This is a genomic window from Streptomyces sp. NPDC002809 (genome assembly GCF_040295435.1).
Classification (GTDB): Bacteria; Actinomycetota; Actinomycetes; order Streptomycetales; family Streptomycetaceae; genus Streptomyces.
On record NZ_JBEOVJ010000014.1, the window covers coordinates 21885 to 37349 of the forward strand.

The 15465-nt window shown below is 71.4% G+C and carries 12 protein-coding genes and 1 tRNA gene; 7 read left to right on the forward strand and 6 right to left on the reverse strand.

Translation table 11 applies throughout. The features are described from left to right. Window positions 1–170 precede the first annotated feature (170 nt). Window positions 171–941: a sulfite exporter TauE/SafE family protein gene (locus tag ABT025_RS11830; protein WP_350992650.1), complete on the forward strand. Its 771-nt coding sequence runs from the start codon at window positions 171–173 to the stop codon at window positions 939–941. Window positions 942–1006: 65 nt separating this feature from the next. On the opposite strand, the gene ABT025_RS11835 is transcribed toward ABT025_RS11830, so the two are convergent. Next, complete coding sequence (locus tag ABT025_RS11835; RefSeq protein WP_350992652.1) at window positions 1007–2536, reverse strand: amino acid permease; 1530 nt, start codon at window positions 2534–2536, stop codon at window positions 1007–1009. 104 nt (window positions 2537–2640) lie between these two features. Then, window positions 2641–3672 carry a hypothetical protein gene (locus tag ABT025_RS11840; RefSeq protein WP_350992654.1) on the reverse strand — a complete coding sequence of 344 codons (1032 nt, stop codon included), beginning with the start codon at window positions 3670–3672 and terminating at the stop codon, window positions 2641–2643. A 320-nt stretch (window positions 3673–3992) separates the two neighbouring features. Here ABT025_RS11840 and ABT025_RS11845 point away from each other — a divergent pair, with 320 nt between their 5' ends. The 3 genes from ABT025_RS11845 to ABT025_RS11855 are packed head-to-tail and all read left to right on the forward strand — an operon-like array spanning window position 3993 to window position 8093. Continuing rightward, entirely contained in the window at window positions 3993–5426 is a 1434-nt protein-coding gene (locus tag ABT025_RS11845) for an FGGY family carbohydrate kinase (RefSeq protein ID WP_350992656.1), read from the forward strand. Window positions 5427–5445: 19 nt separating this feature from the next. Then, a complete protein-coding gene (locus ABT025_RS11850) occupies window positions 5446–6867 on the forward strand; it encodes an NAD(P)/FAD-dependent oxidoreductase (RefSeq protein ID WP_350992659.1) in 1422 nt (473 codons plus the stop codon). After that, entirely contained in the window at window positions 6864–8093 is a 1230-nt protein-coding gene (locus ABT025_RS11855) for an NAD(P)/FAD-dependent oxidoreductase (protein WP_350992661.1), read from the forward strand. The genes ABT025_RS11850 and ABT025_RS11855 overlap by 4 nt, the downstream gene beginning before the upstream one ends. A 27-nt stretch (window positions 8094–8120) precedes the next feature. Here ABT025_RS11855 and ABT025_RS11860 read toward each other — a convergent pair whose 3' ends face one another. Together ABT025_RS11860 and ABT025_RS11865 are read right to left on the reverse strand one after the other, a co-directional pair. Beyond that, on the reverse strand, window positions 8121–8453 hold the full coding sequence (locus ABT025_RS11860; RefSeq protein ID WP_350992663.1) for a hypothetical protein: 333 nt from the start codon (window positions 8451–8453) through the stop codon (window positions 8121–8123). A gap of 282 nt (window positions 8454–8735) precedes the next feature. Further along, window positions 8736–9287: a DUF309 domain-containing protein gene (locus ABT025_RS11865; protein ID WP_350992665.1), complete on the reverse strand. Its 552-nt coding sequence runs from the start codon at window positions 9285–9287 to the stop codon at window positions 8736–8738. A gap of 109 nt (window positions 9288–9396) precedes the next feature. Between ABT025_RS11865 and ABT025_RS11870 the strand changes: the two genes are divergently transcribed. Beyond that, window positions 9397–12030: an ATP-binding protein gene (locus ABT025_RS11870; protein WP_350992666.1), complete on the forward strand. Its 2634-nt coding sequence runs from the start codon at window positions 9397–9399 to the stop codon at window positions 12028–12030. Between the two features lie 49 nt (window positions 12031–12079). After that, a tRNA-Pro gene (locus ABT025_RS11875) sits at window positions 12080–12153 on the forward strand. A gap of 233 nt (window positions 12154–12386) precedes the next feature. Here the strand turns inward: ABT025_RS11875 and ABT025_RS11880 are convergent. Further along, entirely contained in the window at window positions 12387–13871 is a 1485-nt protein-coding gene (locus ABT025_RS11880; protein WP_350992667.1) for an MFS transporter, read from the reverse strand. Continuing rightward, window positions 13868–14329 (reverse strand): MarR family winged helix-turn-helix transcriptional regulator, encoded by a 462-nt coding sequence (locus tag ABT025_RS11885; protein WP_350992669.1) that lies wholly within the window; start codon window positions 14327–14329, stop codon window positions 13868–13870. Before ABT025_RS11885 ends, ABT025_RS11880 begins: the two co-directional genes overlap by 4 nt. A 360-nt stretch (window positions 14330–14689) precedes the next feature. Here ABT025_RS11885 and ABT025_RS11890 point away from each other — a divergent pair, with 360 nt between their 5' ends. Beyond that, a complete protein-coding gene (locus tag ABT025_RS11890) occupies window positions 14690–15424 on the forward strand; it encodes a dienelactone hydrolase family protein (protein WP_350992671.1) in 735 nt (244 codons plus the stop codon). The last annotated feature ends 41 nt before the right edge of the window (window positions 15425–15465 follow it).

The following is a 15465-nucleotide window of genomic DNA, read 5'->3' on the forward strand; positions in this document are numbered from 1 at the left end:
CCCCTGAGATCCGTCCGGCGGGTCAGGGCCGTAAAGACGGAGAACCGGCCCCACCGCTGCGCAATGCGCGTTTGAGCGCTTCCGGTGAGCGCTTGGAGCGCAGCATAGCCATGCGGCGGCCAGGGCTCACGCAAGGCCGAAAATCATGGGGATTACGATCTGTCCCTGGCATGGACACCCTCACACTCTGGCAACTGGCGGCGCTGGCCGCGGCATCCGCACTCGTCGGCTTCTCCAAGACGGCCGTCAGCGGTGCCAACACGATCAGTCTCGCGGTCTTCGCGGCGGTACTGCCCGCCCGCGAGTCCACCGGCGTACTGCTCCCGATCCTCATCGCGGGCGATCTGCTCGCCGTGCTCACCTACCGGCGTCACGCGCACTGGCCCACCCTGCTCCGGCTCTTCCCGGCCGTCGCGGTGGGCGTGGTGGCGGGCACCCTGTTCATGATGTGGGCCGGAGACGCCGCCGTGCGGACCTCCATCGGCGCGATCCTGATCTTCATGGCGGGCGTCACGATCTGGCGGCGTCGCACCGCGGCCGTGGGAGCGGAACCGACGGCCGACGCGGCCCCGCCCACAGCGGCCGAGCGGCTCAAGGCGCGCTCGTACGGGGTGCTCGGCGGATTCACCACCATGGTCGCCAACGCCGGCGGCCCCGTCATGTCGCTCTATCTGCTCTCCGCGGGGTTCCGGAAACTCGGATTCCTCGGTACGTCGGCGTGGTTCTTCCTCATCGTCAACACGTCCAAGGTGCCGTTCAGTGTGGGCCTCGGGCTGATCGACGCGCAGTCACTGCTGCTCGACGCCTGCATGCTGGTGTTCGTCGTACCGGGTGCCTGGATCGGCCGGAAGTGCGTGGACCGGATCAATCAGCGGCTCTTCGAACGCCTCGTCATCGGCGCCACCGTGCTGGGCGGGCTGCAACTGCTCCTGAACCCGTGAGAGCGTCCGAGGCCCTCCCGGATCGCTGCGATCCGGAAGGGCCGGCATGACCGGGATACCGTCCGTCAGACGATGTCCTCCTCGATCTCCGCCTGCTCGCGAGCGTTTCCGTACGCCGACGGCGTGCCGTACGAACCGCGGGCGACGAACCACCAGACGGTGGCCAGGGCCAGCACGGCGACCAGTGCGACCGACGCGTAGTTCATCGAGTCGATCGTCACGGGAGACCGCTGCGGCAGCAGGAACAGCACGGTCACGAGAACGACCCACACCACGGCGATCCAGCCGACCGGCTTCGACCAGCGGCCCAGGTGCCACGGCCCGCGCTCGAAGCGGTCACCCGCACGCAGCTTCAGGTAGATCGGGATGGCGTAGGCGGGCGTGATGCCGATGACGTTGATCGCGGTCACCGCCCCGTAAGCGGTCGCCGAGTACAGCGACGGAAGGGCGAGCACCCCGGCGACGACGACCGACAGCCACACCGCGTTGACCGGCGTCTGGGTGCGGGCGCTCACCTTGCGCCACAGCGAGGAGCCCGGCAGCGCGTTGTCCCGGCTGAACGCGAACACCATCCGGCTGGTGGCCGCGACCTCGGCGTTGCCGCAGAACAGCTGTGCGGCGATCACGATCAGGAGCATCGCCGTGGCGCCCGAGGTCCCCAGCGCGTCGATCAGGATCTGGGCCGGCGGCACTCCGGTGGCACTCTCCTGGGTCCCCGTGTAGTCCTGGATCGCGAAGGTCAGCCCGGCGAGCAGTACGAAGCCGGCCAGCCACGAGACCCAGATCGAACGGACGATGCCACGGGGCGCGGAGACCGAGGCGTCCGAGGTCTCCTCCGACAGGTGGGCGGAGGCGTCGTAGCCGCAGAAGGTGTACTGCGCCAGCAGCAGACCGATCGCCGCCACATAGAGCGGATTCTCCCAGCCGGTGTCATTGACGAACTCGGTGAAGACGAACGACGGCGACTGGTGGTGCGAGGGAACGATCGCGAGCACGGACACGATGACCGCGACACCGGCGAGATGCCACCACACGCTGATCGAGTTGAGCACGCTGACCAGCCGGACGCCGAAGAGGTTCAGCACGGCGTGCAGCAGCAGGATGCAGAGGAAGATGATCATCGTCTTGCCCGGGGTGGGGGTGAAGCCCCACTGCAGGTTCATCAGCGCACCGGTGAACAGCGCGGCACCGTAGTCGATGCCGGCGATCGCGCCGAGCAGCCCGAGCAGGTTGAGCCAGCCGGTGTACCACCCCCACTTGCGGCCACCGAGCCGGTCCGCCATGTAGTACAGCGCCCCGGACGTCGGGTACGAACTGGTGACCTCGGCCAGCGCCATGCCGACGCACAGAACGAACAGGCCGACCCCGGCCCAGCCCCAGAGCATCACCGACGGACCGCCGGTGGACATGCCGAAGCCGTACAGGGTCATGCAGCCCGACAGGATCGAGATGACGGAGAAGCTGATGGCGAAGTTGCCGAAACCGCCCATGCGGCGGGCCAGCACCGGCTGGTAGCCGAGTTCGCGCAGACGCTGCTCCTCGTCCTTGGGCGGGGCGGCCTCGGCACCCTTCCGGTTCGAGGTGGATATGGACATGGGGAGACCTCCGTGAGCGGAAAAGGAGAAAGGGGAAAAGAGAAAAAGAGGCGAAGGGGAAACGGGGAACGGGGCGCGAGGACGCGGCAGGAGCGGTCTCACACTCAGCCGTGCGGCCCCCGGCCCGGATCGCGGGTGGCCCCCCGGCCCGGATCGCGGGCGGCTGCGAGGGCGCGGCTGCGGGCGCGCAGGAACACTTCCTCGGCGCCGCCGGAGTCCTTGGGCATGCGGGTGCGGTACGCCCAGGGCAGCGAGGTGAAGTACGGGCCGAGCTCATGGAACACGGGAGCCGCGTCGGCGAACTGGAGCGCGCCCCAGAGCGCGTGTGCCAGATGGTTGAGATCGAGCAGGGTGTGGGTGGACCGCGGGGTGCGCAGGAACCAGATCTCCAGGGCGCGCAGGGCCTCGCGCTCCGCGTCCTCGGTGACCCAGTGCAGGTCCAGCGCCTTCTCGTGGCCCTTCTCGCGGCGGTACCGCTCCACCCGCACATACAGCGGAAGTACGTGGAGGGGTGATCCGTCGGGCGCCGAAGAGGCCGCCCACTGAACGAAGTTGACCGCCTCCGAGAGGGATCCGCCGGCCCGGCGGGCATAGACGAACTGGAGCATGCGGTGGTAGGCCTCGCGGTTGTACGGATCGCGCTTGTCGGCCTCCGCCAGCAGGCCCCATGGCCCGGGAAAGAGCATGGGCCCGGGCGGATGCAGCCGGTGCTCCTCCAGGCGCTGGCGCTCGTCCAGCTGGGAGAGGGCCAGTAGACACACCCAGGGCACCGGGTCGGCGGGCGATGCGTGGGCAGCCGAACGGCATGCCTCCCAGGCCGCCTGCCAGAGTTCCTGCCCGCTGGGGTGGTCCGCGCGGCGTGCGCGGACCGCCCGCTCGACGGCGACCCGCGCGTGCATCACGGCGGCCGCGACGCTGCGCGGCTCCTCGGTCAGCCAGGCCTGTACCGCGTCCGATCCCGCGGCGACCGCCCCGAGCACCTGGGTCCGCTGGGTCCACAGGGTCCAGTCCGGGGTGCTCTCCAGCAGATCGCGCATGGCGAGCCAGCGCCCGGTGCGTAAGTCCTGTAACGCGGAGCGGAGTTCGTTGTCGTGCCCGGCCGGATGGTAGACCGGCCGGAAATCACTGTTGGCCATGGACGTGCTCGGGGCGTGGTGTCGGACTCATCGATCCTCTGGACGTGGGGGGTGGAGCAGCAGTTGAATGGTGAACTGCTGTAAAGCGTCCGGTTGTTGCTCGGCGGTGAGTGTAGAGCCCTGGGGGTCCAACTCCCGAACGAATCGTGGATCTTCTTCAAGTCGCGCTTGCAAACAGGAGGTTGGCAGTCGGTGCGGGGTTCCGTACGCATGCCTTGCGGTCGCTTGACGTAGCCGCCGGGCTGGACCACCCTGGGCTCCTGCGACCGAAGATCACGATTCCGTTCAAGCCGCAGGGCTTTCGTACCGCTGGAGACCCGATGACAGGCCCGGTACTCGCCGTGGATCAGGGCACCTCCGGGACGAAGGCACTGGTGATCTGCCCCGAGCGGGGCGTGATCGGTTCCGGTTCCGCTCCGGTGCGCCCACGGTACGGTCCCGGGGGAACGGTCGAGGTGGACCCCGGCGAACTGCTCGGATCGGTCCTCGACGCCGGGGCGCAGGCCCTGGCGGAGGCTGCCGAACCCGTCGTCGCCGTCGGCCTCGCCAACCAGGGGGAGACGGTGCTCGCCTGGGACCCGGACACCGGGAAGCCGCTCACCGACGCGATCGTCTGGCAGGACCGGCGGGCCGAGCGGATCTGTGAGGAACTCGCCGCACACCAGGACGAGTTGAAGCACCTCACCGGACTTCCGCTGGACCCCTACTTCGCCGCGCCCAAGATGGCCTGGATCCGCCGCGAACTGACCAGGGAGGGCGTCGTCACCACCAGCGACTCCTGGCTGGTCCACCGGCTCACCGGTGAGTTCGTGACGGACGCGGCCACGGCCGGCCGCACCCAGCTGCTCGACCTCGACGAAGTCGGCTGGTCGCCTGCCGCCCTGGACCTCTTCGGCCTGAGCGGCGAACGACTGCCGTCCGTGGTCGACGCGGCCGGGGCGTTCGGCACGACGACCGCGTTCGGCGGCGAACTTCCGCTGACCGGCCTGCTCGTCGACCAGCAGGCCGCCCTGCTGGCACAGGGCGCCCTGGAACCCGGAACCGCCAAGTGCACCTACGGCACAGGCGCGTTCCTCCTTGCCCAGACCGGCCCCGTTCCGCGGCGCGGCACCAGTGGCCTGGTCAGCTGCGTGGCCTGGCGGCTCGGCGGACGTACCAGCTACTGCCTGGACGGACAGGTCTACACGGCCGCCTCCGCGGTCCGCTGGCTCACCGACCTGGGGGTGATCTCCGGCGCCGCCGACCTCGACCCCGTCGGTGGCGGCGTACCCGACTCGGGCGGCGTCACCTTCGTCCCGGCGCTCGCCGGTCTCGCCGCCCCCTGGTGGCGCGGCGACCTGCGCGGCTCGGTGACCGGCCTGAGCCTGGACACCACGGCAGGCCACCTCGTGCGGGCGCTCTGCGAGGGCATCGCCGCACAAGTCGTCGAACTCGCCGACGCGGTGGCGGCCGATCTGGGCTCACCGCTGTCAGCGCTCCGCGTCGACGGCGGACTGACCCGCTCCGCACTCCTCATGCAGACCCAGGCCGATCTGCTGCAACGCCCCGTCGAGGTGTCCGCGCTGCCCGACGTCACCGCGCTCGGAGCCGGGGCGGTGGCCCGGCTGGGCATCGACCCCGGGCTCACCCTGGCCGAGGCCGTACCCGCTTGGCGGCCGGCCGCGGTGTACGAACCCCGGATCGGCCCCGAGGAGGCGGCCGAGCGCCTCGCCGGATTCCGTGCGGCCGTCGACACCCTCCTGGAACGGTCATGAACGCTGCCCGGACAGCCCGATGACGTACACCGTCACGAGCGCCGGGGAACCGCTGCCGGCGCTGCCCGGCGGAGCCCCGTACGACGTCACCGTCGTCGGGGCGGGCGTGGTCGGCACCGCCATCGCCCGCGAACTGGCCCGCTACCCCCTGCGCACCGCCCTCGTCGAGGCCTCGGACGACATCGGCAACGGCACATCCAAGGCCAACACCGCGATCCTGCACACCGGTTTCGACGCCGTACCCGGATCGCTGGAGGCCCGCCTCGTACGCGAGGGACAGCACAGGCTCTCCGCGTACGCCGCCGAGACGGGCATCCCCGTCGAACGCGTAGGTGCCCTCCTCGTCGCCTGGGACGCGGAACAACTTGCCGCGCTGCCCGCCCTGCTGGCCAAGGCCGAGGCCAACGGCTACCACGCGGCCCGGTTGCTGGACGCCGGCGAGGTCGCCGAACGTGAACCCCACCTGGGCCCGGGAGCGCTCGGCGCGATGGAGGTCCCCGACGAGTCGGTCATCTGCCCCTGGACCACGCCCCTGGCCTTCGCCACCCAGGCCGTCCGGGCGGGCGTCCATCTGCACCTGGACTGCCCGGTCCGCGACATCGAACCCGGGGACGACGTCCACACCCTGACGACCGGCCGCGGACCGCTGCGCACCCGCTTCCTGATCAACGCCGCCGGGCTGCACGCCGACGAGATCGACCGCCGGTTCGGCCACGACGTCTTCACCGTCACGCCACGCCGCGGCCAGCTCATCGTGTTCGACAAGCTCGCGCGCGACCTCGTCCGCCACATCCTGCTTCCCGTGCCCACCGCGGCGGGCAAGGGGGTTCTGGTCGCACCGACCGTCTTCGGCAACGTCCTCCTCGGTCCCACCGCCGAGGAGCTCGGCGACAAGACCGCCACCGGGTCGACACGCGAGGGCATCGCGCTGCTGCGGGAGAAAGGACGCCGGATCCTGCCCCGGCTCCTCGACGAGGAGGTGACCGCCGTCTACGCGGGACTGCGGGCAGCCACCGGGCAGGAGGACTACCGAATCCAGGAGTACCCCCGCCTGCGCTACATCGCCGTCGGCGGCATCCGCTCCACCGGGCTGACCGCGTCCATGGCCATCGCGGACCACGTCGCCGGACTGCTCGCCCGGACCGGACTCGACCCGGGCGCCCCCGCCGAACTTGCACCCCTCACCATGCCCGGCCTCGGCGAGGCGACCGAACGCCCGTACCTGGACGCGGAACTCATCGCCCGGGACCCGGCGTACGGCACCCTGGTCTGCCACTGCGAACGCGTCACCGCGGGCGAGATCCGCGACGCACTGGGCTCCACGCTCCCGCCGCGATCCGTCGCCGGTCTGGCCCGCAGGACCAGGGCCGGCAACGGACGCTGCCAGGGCTTCCACTGCGGGGCCGGGCTCCGCGCACTCATCGAGGGGACCGGGCCATGACCCGCCGCGAGAGGACCGTCGACGTGCTGGTCGTCGGAGCAGGACCGGCCGGACTGGGCGCCGCGGCCGAACTCGCCGCGTCCGGCGTGCGCCGGGTCGAGGTCCTGGAACGCGAACAGAGCGCCGGAGGCATCCCGCGCCACTGCCTCCACGCGGGGTTCGGCAGCAACCGTCCGAACGGCGGAACGAACGGCCCCGAGTACGCCCGCCGGTCCACGGCCGCGGCGACACGGGCGGGCGCCATCCTGCGCACCGGCATCACCGTCACCGGCTGGGCCGGACCCCGCACCCTCGACGTCACCGGACCGGGCGGGCTCGAAAGGATCACCGCACGCGCCGTCGTCCTCGCCACCGGAGCCCGCGAACGCCCGCGCAGCGCCCGGCTCGTCCCCGGGACCCGCCCGGCGGGCGTCTACACCACCGGAGAACTTCAGCAGGCGGTCCACGTCCACCACCAGCACATCGGCACCCGGGCCGTGATCGTCGGCGACGAAGCGGTCAGCATCGCCGCCGCCGGCACCCTGCGCGCCGCCGGAGTCGAAGTGGTCGCCCGGGTCACCGACCGTCCACCGGTCCTGCCCGCAGCCCTGGGACCACGCCGGGGCGCCCCGCTTCTCACCCGCACCACCGTCACGGCGCTGACAGGCCGCACCCGGCTCACCGGGGTCGCGGTGCGTCATCAGGACGGCCGCACGACGACCCTGCCCTGCGACACCGTCGTGTTCACCGGCGACTGGATCCCCGACCACGAACTGGCACGGCGCGGCGACGTCCCCCTGGACCCCGGCACCCGAGGCCCCGCCCACGACTCCGCTTTCCGAACCCGCGCACCCGGCGTCTTCGCCGTCGGCAACCTGCTCCACGCGGTGGAGAGCGCCGGCACCGCGGCGGCGGAGGGCCGGTCCCTTGCCGCCCCCGTACGACACCACCTGGCGACCGGTGTCTGGCCCGCGGGCCGGCCCGCGCTCGCCGTTACGGCCCCGTTGGAATGGATCGCGCCCAACCTGATGGGCCCCGACGGTGACCGGCCCCTGAACAACCGCTTCATCCTGCGCACCGGCCGACAGCTCACGGCCCCGCTGCTCGTCGTCCATCAGGACGGGCTGGAGCTGTACCACCGGCGCCTGCTCCGGCCCGCTCGGCCGGGGCGCCCCTTCCACCTGCCCGCCGACTGGGTGGACCGGGCCGACCCGCAGGGTGGCACCGTGCGCGTCTCGGTCGGCTGACCGGCTCTCAGGGGATCATCCGGACACTCAGGGGATCAGCAGCCAGTCCGAACCGACCGCCGCCACCAGACCGACGCCCAGCAGCCAGCTGCCGAGCCGGGTCCGGCCGTTCCTGCTGAGCTCGATCACGATCCCGCACAGGATCAGCGCGAGCCCGTACACCCCGACCACCAGGACGGACGACCTGCTCGCGATCCGCAGCCCGAGAACGACCGCCATCGCCGCCATTCCGACCGAGGAGAGAACGATGCGCAGGCGTCTCGCCTGCCGCGGCGTCAGCCTCCGGTCCTCGGCTTCCGCGGTGTCCTCGGGTGCGGTTATGGGTGCGTCCACGGCTTGGTCCTGGTCAGAAGTGCTCATGACGCCGGATGGTAATGGTTTTGCGCGGCAGTGTTCACCGCTCCGGGTCAAGGGCAGGGAAAGTAAGGGGAGTTCGGTTCCGCCCGAGTCGTCCGCCACCCGAGTCCTCTGGCGCCCGGGTCCTCCGTCACCCGAGTCCACTGCCACTCGAGTCGACTGCCGTTCGAGTCCTCTGCCGTCCGAGTCCTCTGGCGCCCGGGTCCTCTGCCGTCCGACTTCTGCTGCACCCGTGGTGTCATACGTCCGTGCTGTCAGTCGTCTCCGGTCGCGGGGCGAGGCCGGTCACCCGCCGTCGGGTCGCAGCCGCGGCGCCTCGGCGGCAGCGTCGACGGCCGGTGCGTCCGCGTCCTCCACCCGCGCCGCCAGTTCCAGGGCCCAGCCGGTCAGTGCGCCGACGCCGATCCCGTGCGCCGTCGTCGCGGCGGGGACGTCGGCCGCAGCCGTCGCGTCGGCGACCTCCACGGGCCCGCCCGCTCCGGCGAACTCCGTCAGCGCTGCCGCACCCCGCCGCAGCAGTCGTGCCCCGCCCGTCGCGTTCCCCCGGGCCGCATGGGTCAGCCCCACGGCCAGCTGGGCCAGCCCGCGCCACAACTCCCGCTCCGCTTCGGGGCCCGACTTCCACGCGTCCTCGAAGACCTCGTGCGCGTGGAACGGCATTCCCGCGTCCAGCAGCCGCTGTGCCTCCCCTACGGTTTCCGAGGGGGTGCGGACCACTCCCTCCGGCTGCCGCTCCACCCCCGGGGTGCCGTACGGCAGCGGGCGCCCCAGCCCGTCCCGGGGGCGCGCATTGTGCGCCCGGCCCTCGGTGTCCCGGTCCCTGCGAGTCTCGTCCACCCCTCGATTGTGCCTCGTACCTGCGATGAACTGCCCGAACCACTGTTGGTGGCCCCCCGCGCACGACTAGGCTCGACTGTCATCGATACGACTTTGGGGGAGGGTAGGCATGAAGCCGTCCCGGCCGCTGTACGAGCGAGAACCGGAACTCGCCGCCGCCGCAGAAGCAGTTGACGCACTCTGCGGCGCGCAGGCGACCGGCGGGCTGCTGGTCTTCAGCGGCGAAGCAGGCATCGGCAAGACAGCGCTCCTGGCCGAGATCCGGGCCATGGCGGCCGACCGGTGCACCGTCTGGTCCGCCCGCGGCGGCGAGACGGTCACCTCGGTGCCGTTCCACGTCGTACGCCAACTGCTCCAGCCCGCGTTGGACCAGTTCCCCGCCGATGAAGTGAGATCCCTGTTCGGGTCCTGGTACGAGATCGCGGCACCGGCCCTGGGCCTCGCCGAGCCGACCGGCCCGCAGCCCGACCCGCAGGGTGTGCGCGACGGCCTCGACTGGGTCGTCTCCCAGCTCGCCTCCCGCTGGAGCCACCGCCCGCTGCTGCTCATCATCGACGACGCGCACTGGGCGGACGGCGAATCCCTCGCCTGGCTCGCCTCGTTCACCGCCCGGCTCGGCGAACTGAAGGTCCTGGTCGTCCAGGCACACCGCCCCGTGGAGCTCGCGGCCCGCGAGGCCCAGCGCACCGTGGCGGGCGGCCATCCGGCACAGGTCCGGGTCGCCCTGCGGGCTCTCACCCCCGACGCCACCGCCGAACTGGTCCGGGCCGCCCTCGGGGAGCACGCCGACGACCCGTTCTGCCGCGAGGTGTGGGCCGTCACCGGCGGCAACCCGTACGAGGCGGTCGAACTCGTCGCCAAGGTCCAGGACCGCGAACTGGCCCCGCTGGAGGAGTCCGCGGGACTCCTGCGCGAACTCGGCGCGTCTGCCCGGGGAAGCGGACTCGTCGCCCGGCTCGAACGGCTCGGCACCAACGCCAACCGGTTCGCCTGGGCCGCCGCCGTGCTCGGTACGGACATCTCCCAGGACCTCGCCGCCACCTTGGCCGGGATGAGTCCCGCCGAGGCGGCGGACTGCACGGCCCGGCTGCGCGAGGCCCGCATCGTCAGCGGCTTCGACCCCCTGGAGTTCGTACACCCTCTGATCGCCACTGCCGTGTACCGCTCCATTCCGCCGGCCACCCGCACCGCCATGCACGGCAGAGCCGCCTGGGCGATCACCCGGGCCGGACTCGGGCCGGCCGCCGCCTCCCGCCACCTGCTCGAAGTCCATCCGGACGACGACCAGGAGCTGGTCGAGCAGCTGCGGGCGGCCGCCAAACAGCACCTCGCGGTCGGCGCCCCCGAGGCGGCACGCCGCTGCCTGGAGCGGGCTCTCCAGGAACCCCCGCGCCATGACGCGCGGGCCACCCTGCTCTACGAACTGGGCTGCGCCACGCTGCTCAGCTCGCCTCCCACCACCGTGCAGCACCTGCGTGCCGCCCTCGACATGCCCGGCCTCGCCGACGAACTGCGCGTCGACGCCACGTTCCGGCTCGCTGCCGCGCTGTCGCACAACAACCAGCTGAAGGAGGCGGCCCTCGCCCTGGCGGCCGAGGCCGAGCGCACGGCACCCGGACCGGGCCTGATGCGCCTCCAGGCCGCGCACTTCCTCTGGGAAGGCATGCAGGCCACCGAGGAGGACGGCCCCGGCCGCTCGCGCCGGCTCGCCACCAACGCGGACCACCTCACCGGCCGGGACAACGCCGAGCGGGCGCTGCTCACGCTGCGTGCCTTCGACGCGATGCTGCGCGGTGAGAACTCCCAGCTGATCGTGGACCTCAGCGAACGCGCTCTGGTCAACGGTCACCCGGCCCGCGGCCTCGGCTGGACCGACACCGAATGGGGCTTCGAGCTCCCGACCCTGCTCGGCATCACCTACGCGTTCACCGACCAACTCGACCGCGCCGAGGAGCTCTTCGGTGAGGCGGTGCGCGCCTTCGAGATCTCTGGCTGGAGCGGCGCCCACCTGGCCTTCGCCCACACGCTGCTGGGTCTGGTCCACCGTCGTCGCGGCCGCCTGGCCGAGGCGGAGGGATTCCTGCGCGAGGGACTCCGCCTCGCCGACCGGGTGGGCAGCGGACTGCCCGTCCACTGGGACGCTGCCTGTCTGCTCATCGACACTCTGGTGGCCCGGGGCCGCATCACCGAGGCCCGCAAGGTCGCCGACCGGTACGACTTCGGTCTGCCCTACCCAAGCGCCATGGTGCTGCCCGACGCCCCGTGTGTCCGCGGCCGGCTGCTGCTCGCCGAAGGCCGTACGAAGGAGGCCGTCACGGAGCTGGAGGCTGCCGGACAGGCCCTCGAACCGCGCGGGAGGTTCAACGGCATCTGGGGCCCCTGGGCCGGTGACCTGGCCCGCGCCCTGGCAGACGACGACCCGGGCCGCGCCGCCCAGCTCGCCAACACCTCCCGGGTGCACGCCGAGCGTTTCGGCACCGACACGGCGATCGGTGAGGCGCTGCGCTGTGTCGCCCTGTTCGCCCGCCCGGAGGAGGCCGCCCACCTGCTGGGCGAGGCGGTCCGCCACCTGGAGGCGTCGCCGTCCGGCTACGAACTCGCGCTCGCTCTGTTCGACCACGGCGTCGCCACCCGGTCGCCGCGAGAGCTGGCCCGCGCACACAAGCTGGCCACCGCCTGCGGCGCCGAGGGGCTGGCAACGCGCGCCCAGCAGGCACGGGCGTCGATCCGGTCCTCGGAGTGAGGTAATGTTTGTCCTGCGCAGCCGCCCGGGAACACCGGGGGACTGGCAGCGGGACGTGGCGCAGCTTGGTAGCGCACTTGACTGGGGGTCAAGGGGTCGCAGGTTCAAATCCTGTCGTCCCGACTTGAAAGAGTCGTAGATCGTGGGGCCGTTTCGGATCAATCCGAAACGGCCCACGATCGTTTTCGCGACCGTTCCCGCGACGATTCTGCCAGCCGTTCTCCCGGTCGTTTCCCGGCCGTTTTCGCGGCCTGGACGGAAGCGGAGCGCCCTGGGCCTCGTCGGCCAGCGATCTCGAGGAAGCCGACCGCGAGGGGCGGGCCCGGGAACAGTCCCTGAGCCTCCGATGACCGGCCCTATTCCACGACCGGGACCGGATCCTTGGCTTCGGGGCGGGAGTTGACGAGCCAGAACACCGCGATCGTGCCCACGGCGATGAGGATGCCGGACCAGGTGGCGGCCACCGCCGTGCCATGCACCAGAGCCTTAGCCGTGTAGTCCGCGGACGTGTGCCCAGTGGGATGGGCGGTGACGAAGGACGCGATCGCGCCGGCCGCGACGGTGTTGGCGAGTGCCAGCCCCACGGAACCGCCCACCTGCTGGGAGGTGGTGCGGAACGCGGCCGTGATGCCGCGGTCGTTCGGCAGCGTGCCGTACATGACCGTATGGGTCGCGGACGGAGTGATCAGCCCCAGCCCGAGACCGAGCACGGTCCAGGTCGGCAGGATCGTGCCCGGATACGTGCTGTCCGTGGACATCAGGTTGAACATCGCGACGCCTGCCGCGATACACAGCAGGCCGGGCCCGATCAGCCAGCGGGAGGGCACCCGCGGCATCAGCCGGGCCGCGACCTGGGTGGCCGCGACCACGGTCACCGCGACCATGGGCAGGAAGGCCAGACCCGCCTCGACGGGGCTGTAGTGCATGATCACCTGGAGCTGGTAGGACGCGAACAGCGAGATCCCCAGCAGGCCGAACTCCGCGAGCGCCACGGCGAGGAAGGCGCCCGCGCGGTTGCGGTCGCGCACCACCCGCAGTGGCAGGAAAGGCTGCCGGGCGCGCGCCTGCCGCAGCACGAATCCGGTGAGCAGGACGGCGGAGAGCGCGAGCAGTACGAGTACCCGGGCCGATCCCCAGCCGTGCCCCTCCACCTCGGAGAATCCGAGGACCAGCGAGGCCATGCCGGCGACGGTCAGCACGACGTCCTGCACGTTCGGCCGGGCGGCGCGGTCGCCCCGGACGTCCGGGAGCAGCACCGGGGCCGCGGCGAGCGCGAGAGCGGCGATGGGTACGTTGATGAACAGGCACCAGCGCCAGGACAGATACTGGGTGACCAGGCCGCCGATCAGCAGGCCGAGGACGGCTCCGCCGGCGATGATGCCGCTGTAGACGCCGAAGGCTTTCGCCCGTTCCTTCCTGTCGTCGAAGAGAGCGGTGACCATCGACAGCGTGGAGGGGGAGAGGACGGCCGCGAAGGCGCCCTGCAACGCGCGGGCGGCGATGAGCATGCCGCCGCCGGTGGCGCTGCCGCCGACGGCGGACGTGAGGGCGAAGCCGGTGATGCCCACCATGAAGGTGCGCCTGGGGCCGAAACGGTCGGTCAATCGGCCACCGAAGAGGAGCAGGCTGCCGAAGGCCAAGGTGTAGGCCGTGATGATCCACTGGCGGTCGGCAGACGCCATGCCCAGCGACTTCTGCGCGGAGGGCAGTGCGATGTTGATGACCGTCTCGTCGAGCATGGCCACGAGTTGCGCCGACGCCACGACGGCGAGACCGGCCCAACGCCGTCGGCTCCGGGCCCTGGTGAGGACAACCGCAGGCGTGTTGCTCCCGACGGTCATGACTCCGGTTCCCCAGGGGTGCTCTGGACGCGGAGTCCGCACAGCAGCTTCGCCAGTGCCACCCGGTCATCGGCCGGTACCTGCGCGAAGATCTCGTCGGCCAGCTGTGCGGATGTCTCGTCGATCTGCCGCATCAGGGCCTCACCCTTCTCCGTCAGCGAGACGAGAACGACCCGGCGGTCGTCGGGGTCGGGGGTGCGGGTGGCGAGTCCCCGCTTCTCCAGCCCGTCGACCAGGGACGTCAGGGTTCGCGGCACCACCCCGTGGGCCCGGGCGAGGACGGTCATCCGGCGCGGTCCGCCCATCTCGTTCATCTGTACCAGCAGATCGGCCTGGGAGAACGGCACCTGGTGGCGCGCGAAGATCGCGGCCGTACGGTCCAGCAGTGGGCCGATCACCTCGGCGAGCGAGTTCAGCAGTGACCGGGCGTCGGGAACCTCGTCGTCGCGGGCGCTCATCGTCGTACTCCAGCAACGCCCGGGGCGGGCCACCGCGGGTCTCGGCGGCTCTCTCTTGGTGCGTACGTACTCATACTGAGATAGTACTCAGTATCTCTCCGTGCGGAAGTGGTCAGTGGAGTGGGAACAGCGCGGGGGTCCGGGGACCTGGCATCGGTTCCGGCCGGTGGGCTACGTTGTGAGGCGATGACTACCGGGACGGCACTGCGCCACACACGGATCGGCTACCCGGCGCTCCTCTGAGCGCCGCACGGGCCGGTACCGGCCCGCTGCGGGAACACGGATCCGGCGCTGCCGCGCGGGCTCCGCCTCCTGTCGTGTTGATCAGAACTCGACACGTCAACCACGACAGGAGAGCTCATGCCCAGCAAGACGTTGCACATTCCCACGGCGGACGGCCTCGCCGACGCTTTCGCCGCCTTTCCCGACGGTGGCGAGCGGTTCCCGGGTGTCCTGATGTACGCGGACGGCTTCGGGATCAGGCCCGCGCTGCGGGAGATGGCCCGCGAACTGGCGTCGCACGGGTACTACGTGCTCGTCCCCAACATCTTCTACCGGAACGGCCCGGCGCCGGTGATCGAACTTCCCGAGCACATCGGGGACGAGGTCCGGGCGAAGCTGTTCGAGCAGTTGATGCCCCTGATCGAGGCGCACACCGTCGAACGTGCCCTGAGCGACGCCGACGCCTACCTCGGGTTCCTCACCGCCCGGCCCGAAGTCGGCGCCGGACCGGTCGCGGTGACCGGCTACTGCGTAGGCGGCCTCCTGGCGGTGCGTACCGCCGCGGCCCATCCGGGCAAGGTGGCCGCTGTCGCCGGATTCCACGGCCCCGTGGGCGCCGACGGGCCCGGCAGCCTCAGCCGTCTCACCGGCGAGGTCCACTTCGGCCACGCCGGGACGGACATGACTCCCGGGACCCTCGGCGAGCTCAACCAGCTCCTGGACGCCGCGGGTGTCGCCTACACCTCCGAGATCTACCCCGGCACGATTCACGGCTTCACCATGTCCGACACCGATGCCTTCGACCCTGCCGCGCTGCAACGCCATTGGGACCGTCTGCTGCCCCTTCTCGGCCGCACCCTGGCCAACGGCTGAGGCTCCGGCCCCGAAACCGGACCTGAGGCCCGCCTGCGGAG